The organism is Desertihabitans aurantiacus (assembly GCF_003344635.1).
GTDB lineage: Bacteria > Actinomycetota > Actinomycetes > Propionibacteriales > Propionibacteriaceae > Desertihabitans > Desertihabitans aurantiacus.
Genome location: NZ_QPKK01000245.1, coordinates 1 through 5,827 on the forward strand (window position 1 = coordinate 1; position 5,827 = coordinate 5,827).

Annotated in this window: 3 protein-coding genes; 2 read left to right on the forward strand and 1 reads right to left on the reverse strand. The window is 74.5% G+C overall.

The window, feature by feature from the left end; translation table 11 throughout:
- A partial coding sequence (locus DVA66_RS16240; protein ID WP_198671851.1) for a hypothetical protein occupies positions 1–1,305 on the forward strand: 1,305 nt, incomplete at its 5' end.
- A 19-nt stretch (positions 1,306–1,324) separates the two neighbouring features.
- The gene (locus DVA66_RS16245; protein ID WP_157974066.1) at positions 1,325–3,070 is read left to right on the forward strand and encodes a hypothetical protein; all 1,746 of its coding nucleotides are present in this window, start codon (positions 1,325–1,327) and stop codon (positions 3,068–3,070) included.
- 21 nt (positions 3,071–3,091) lie between these two features.
- Here the strand turns inward: DVA66_RS16245 and DVA66_RS16250 are convergent.
- Positions 3,092–5,827: Rne/Rng family ribonuclease (locus DVA66_RS16250; RefSeq protein ID WP_114561014.1), on the reverse strand; the 2,736-nt coding region annotated here is incomplete at its 5' end.

Consider the following 5,827-nt stretch of genomic DNA (forward strand, 5'->3'; position numbering starts at 1 on the left):
GTGGCCGCCGTCGCCGCGGGGCTGGCCCGAGCCCGCTGGGGCGTGCCGCTCGCGGCGGTCCTGCTCGCTGCCACCGCGCTGATGAAGTACACCACCGCCACCACCGCCGCGGTGGCCCTGCTCGTGCTGGCCCTGGTGCAGCTGCGCCGCGCGGTCGTGGTCGCGCTGCTCACCGGGGTGGTGGGGCTGGTGGTGCTCGGCGTGCAGTTCGCGCTGGTGCCGGTGGAGTGGACCTGGTTCACCGAGCTGAGCGCACTCAACAGCGAGTTCAGCGCCCAGTGGTGGTGCCGGACCGGTGAGAGCTGGGGCAGCTGCCCACCGCAGTCGCTGCTGGCCACGATGGGGCTGCTCAGCCCGCTGCTGCTGGTCTGGCCGGCGGCGATCGGCGTCCTCGTGCTCCGGCTGCGCGGCGCCGCCCGGCGGGTGGCTCTCGTCGTGCCGGCGGCGGCCGTGCTGCTGGTCGGTGCCGGCGTGGTCGTGCAGGCGTCCTGGTACAGCTACCAGCTCGACGCGCTGCCGGTGCTGGCCGCCGGGTGGGTCGCCTGGGCGGTGGCGGCGAGCCCGTGGCCCGGACGGGTCGTGCTGGGCCTGGGCACGCTGGTGGCCGCGGCGTCCACCTGGTGGCTGATGACGCCCCCGCTGGAGGTGCGGGAGGAGGCGCCGCCCGTGCTCGAGGTGCTGCCGCGCACCGAGCTGGCCTACTGGGGGCAGGTCGTGCTCGTCGTCGTCCTGCTGGTGGTGGCGGTCGGTGTGGTGCTGGCCGCCAGCCGACGGACGTCCGCCCCGCAGCAGGGATCCGCCGGTCCTGCCCGGCAGCGCGTCGCGGTGGGGGTCGCGACGGCGGTCGTGGTGCTCGGGCTGGCGGGGGCGCTGCTGCCCAGCATGCCGTTCTCCTACGGCTTCCAGCTCGGCGGCTACACCCCCGAGAGCGAGAAGGAGCGCCGGCAGCGCAGCCTGGAGCAGATCGCCGAGATCGACCAGCGGATCGGGCCCGACGCCCCGGTCGTCTACCTCGCCTTCGGTGAGGACAGCTATCTGTTCGACCACCCCACCTACTGTCGGTACGCCGCGGCGACCTACCTGCAGCGCAACCTGTGGGCCGACACCGAGGGGCTGCGGGGCTTCGCGGAGAACCTCGCCTGCCTGGAGGACCCGCGGGCGGAGTACGTGGTGGTCAACGACCACTGGATGAAGCTCGAGCGGGACCGGGCGCAGACGACCCGGGAGGCCATCGAGCGCTGGTTCGACTGCGGGCGCGACGTGGGTACCAGCTCGTGGCGGGTCTGCCCCCGCCGAGACGGCTGATCGGACGGAGAGGCACGTGGTGACGTCGAAGGATGGGCTCGTCGCGCCGGCGCGGACCTGGATCGGTCTCGTCCTGCTCGCGGTGCCGGTGGTGGCCCTGGCGGTCGCCGGGTGGCAGCGCCGCTGGATGGCCGACGACGGGATGATCAACGTCCGGGTGGTGCACCAGGTGCTGGCCGGCAACGGCCTGGGCTTCAACGCCGCCGAGCGGGTGGAGGTCACCACCAGCACGCTGTGGCTGTGGCTGCTGGTGCTCGCCCAGGCCGTCACCCCGATGAGCGAGACCTCGGTGCTCGCGGTGGGGCTGGGGTGGGTGCTGACCCTCGGCGGGCTGGTGGCCGGCACCCTGGCCGGGGTGCTGTGGTACCGCGACCGCGGGCGGGGCGCGCTGCTGCTCCCGTTCGGGACGCTGCTGGTGGCGATGGTGCCGCCGGTGTGGGACTTCACCACCAGCGGCCTGGAGACCGGTCTCACCTTCGCCTGGATCGGCTGCAGCCTGCTCGCCCTCAGCTGGCGGCTCTCGGCCCGTCCCGACCTGCCCGCCTGGCGCCCGCTGTGGGTGCCGGCGCTGATCGGGCTGGCGCCACTGGTGCGTCCCGACCTCACCCTGATGGGCGCGGTGCTCGGCCTGGCGCTGGTCCTGCAGAACCCCCGACGCCTCTCCTCCTGGTGGGCCACCCTGCTGGCCGCGCTGGCGCTGCCGGCGGCCTGGCAGCTGTTCCGGATGGGCTACTTCGCCTCGCTGGTGCCGAACACCGCGCTGGCCAAGGCGGCCGGGGACGCGGAGTGGCAGCGTGGGGCGACCTACTTCCTCGACCTCTTCGGCCGTTACGGGCTGCTGCTGCCGGGCGCCCTGATCGCGCTGCTGGTGCTCGCCCGCGCCCTCGACACCGTGCTCACCGGGCGCGACCTGGGACGCACCGCGCTGGCGCTGGCGCCGCTGGTCGCCGCCGTGCTGCACGGGCTGTACGTGATCCGGGTGGGTGGTGACTTCATGCACGGCCGGATGCTGCTGCCGGCGCTGTTCGCGCTCGCGATGGCGGCGCCGGTGGTGGCGGTGCGGCTGCGCCGCCGGGTGCTGATCGGTGCCTTCGCGGTGGTGGCGGTGAGCAGCCTGGTGAGCGGGTTGTTCCTGCGCTTCCCGGCCTTCGAGCGCTGGGACGAGGCGACCGGCATCGCCGACGAGCGGGCCTACTACCTGGCCCGCATCCCGAGCCACCGCTCGGTCTCGGTGCAGGACTGGCAGGGCTCGGGCTGGTACAAGCGCGGGCTGGAGCACCGCCGGGCCGCCGCGGAGGGCCGCTCCTACTACTCCGACCGCACCCTGCGGCTGCCCGCCGCCGCCGGGATGGGTGTGGTCACCACCGAGGACAACATCGGGCTGACGGCCGTGGTGGCCGGGACCGACGTCTTCATGGCCGACCGCCACTCGCTGGCCGACGCGGTGCAGTCGCGGATGGAGGTCGTGCCGGAGCCCGGCTCTCGGGTCGGGCACTCCACCACTCCCCCGGACTGGCGCCGCGCGCGCTACGCCGCGCCGGCCCTGGACGACCCGCCGGAGGTGCGCGCAGCCCGCTCGGCGCTGGCCTGCGGTGACCTCGCCGAGCTGCAGGACGCCGTCTCGGCGCCGCTGACCGTCGAGCGGTTCTGGGACAACGTCGCCGCCGCCCCGCGGCTCACGTTCCTCGACGTGCCCGCCGACCCGGTGGCCGCGCGGGCGGCGTTCTGCCAGCCGGAGGGACCGGGAGCAGCCACCTCCGGCTGATCCCGGTCCGCCCGTCGCGGCTCAGCCCTCCGTCGGGCCCTGCTCCTGCTCGCCGGGGACGTCGCCCGCCGGCTCCGCCTGCGGGCTCGTCTCCCCGGTCGCGGCCTCCGGCACACCGGGCAGCGGCGCGGTCTCGGCGACCGGATCGGCTGCGGACGGGTCCCCGACGACCTCGGCGGTCACCGGGTCCGTCGCGGGCTCCTCCTCCACCGCACCGGTCGGCTCGACGTCGGTGGGCTCGGCTCCGGCCGGCTCGGGGGTCGGCTCCACCACCACCGGCTCGGCGGGTGCCGGCTCGGCGACCGGCCCCATGGCGGGCTCGGTGACCGGCAGCGCCGGCTCCTCCGGCCCGGCGACCGACCCCGCGGCGTCCTCCGGGGCCGTGTCGGCCTCCCCGGCGTCGTCCTCGGGGTGGGCCTCCTTGTGCATGGCGGCGTAGACGTCCTGCGGGCCGCCGTTGCGCTTCACCGGCTCCTCGGGCTGCTCGTCCTTCTTGCCACGGCCACGGCCGCCCTTGTTGCGGCCGCTGCGACCCTTCCGGGACGTCCGCTCGCCCCCGTCGGCGGCGTGCTGGCTCTGCACCGGGACGTCGTGGGTGTGGTAGCCCAGACCGTCGCAGTGCTCGCACGGCTCGGTGAACGCCTCGGCCAGACCGGTGCCGATCTTCTTGCGGGTCATCTGCACCAGACCCAGGCTGGTCACCTCGGCCACCTGGTGCCGGGTCCGGTCGCGACCCAGGCACTCCACCAGCCGGCGCAGCAGCAGCTCGCGGTTGCTCGGCAGCACCATGTCGATGAAGTCGATGACGATGATCCCGCCGATGTCGCGCAGCCGGAGCTGGCGGACGATCTCCTCCGCCGCCTCCAGGTTGTTGCTGGTGACCGTGGTCTCCAGGTTGCCGCCGGAGCCGGTGAACTTGCCGGTGTTGACGTCGATCACCGTCATCGCCTCGGTGCGGTCGATGATCAGCGAGCCGCCCGAGGGCAGGAACACCTTGCGGTCCAGCGCCTTGGCGATCTGCTCGTCCAGCCGGTGCGCGGCGAAGACGTCGCCCTTCTCCTCGGAGTCCCAGCGCTGCAGCCGGTCGGCCAGGTGCGGGGCGACGTGGCCGACGTAGCTCTCGACCGTCTCGTAGGCGTCGTTCTGCCCGGCGTTGCCGTCGACGACCAGCGAGGAGAAGTCCTCGGTGAAGAGGTCGCGGACGATCCGCAGCGTCAGGTCGGGCTCGGCGTAGAGCAGCTGCGGGGCGCTGCCGGAGCGGATCTTCTTCTCGATCTGCTCCCACTGCGCCTTGAGCCGGTTGACGTCGCGGACCAGCTCGTCCTCGCTGGCGCCCTCGGCGGCGGTCCGCACGATGACGCTGGCCTCGTCGGGCACCAGCTCACCCAGGATGCTCTTCAGCCGCTTGCGCTCGTTCTCGGGCAGCTTGCGCGAGATCCCCGACAGGTGACCACCCGGGGAGTAGACGACGTAGCGGCCCGGGATGGACACGTGGTTGGTCAGCCGGGCGCCCTTGGCCCCGACCGGGTCCTTGGTGACCTGCACCAGGACGGTCTGGCCGGACTTCAGCACCTTCTCGATCTGCCGGTCGGACTTGGCCGCGCCGTGGGCGTCCCAGTCGACCTCACCGGCGTAGAGCACCGCGTTGCGGCCACGGCCGATGTCGACGAAGGCGGCCTCCATCGAGGGCAGCACGTTCTGCACGCGGCCCAGGTAGACGTTGCCGATCAGCGAGGTCGCGCTCTCCCGGTCGACGTAGTGCTCGACCAGCACGCCGTCCTCCAGCACGGCCAGCTGGGAGAGGTCGTCGCGCTGGCGGATCACCATGGTGCGCTCGACCGACTCGCGTCGGGCCAGGAACTCGGCCTCGCTGAGGATCGGGGTGCGACGGCGGCTGCTCTGCCGGCCCTCGCGCCGGCGCTGCCGCTTGGCCTCCAGGCGGGTCGACCCGTCGATCCCGGTGATCTGGTCGCTGGCGGCCTTCTCCCGCGAGCGGCGCGGCTCGCGGACGCGCACCACGGTGTCGCTCGGGTCGTCCTCGCTCCCCGAGGCGTCCTCACCGCGACGTCGCCGGCGCCGGCGACGGCGGCGCACCGACGACTGCTCGCCGGAGTCCTCCTCGCCCTCGGCGTCCTCGGCGCCCGGCTGCTGGGCGGCCCGGGTGTCCTCGGCGGCGGCGCCGTCCTCGGCCTCCTGGTCGGCCGGCTCGTCGTCGCCGTCCTCGTCGTCGTCGGTGTCGCCGTTGTCGCTGTCGTTGTCACCCGCGCCACGGCGGCGGCGCCGACCGCCCCGGCGACGACGCCGGCGGCGCGGCTGCTCGTCGTCCTCGTCGTCGGTCTCGGCGGTGCCGGCCCCGGCGGGCTGCTCCTCGTCCTCGTCATCGGCCTCGGCGGTGGTCTCCAGCGCGGTCGGCTCGTCGTCGGCCGGCTCGGCGGCGCCGTCGCGCTCGACCTGGTCGAAGACCGCCCGGACGGCTGCGCTCAGCGGGTCGGCTGCGTCGTCGCCGTCCTGGTCGTCCTCGGTGGCGGGCCCGGTCTCGGTGGCGGTGGCGAAGGGGTTGGCCACACCGGCGGCCGGGCGGCTGCGGCGTCTGCGGGTGCGGGTCGGCGGCTCGACCGGCTCGGTCTCCTCCGGAGCGGGGGTGGCGGCGGCCGCGTCCTCGGCGGCGCTCGTCCCGGCGGCGCTGGTCTCGGTGGGGGCCGCGGCGGTGGGAGCGGTGTCGTCCTCGGTGGCGGCGGCACGACGGCGACCGCGTCC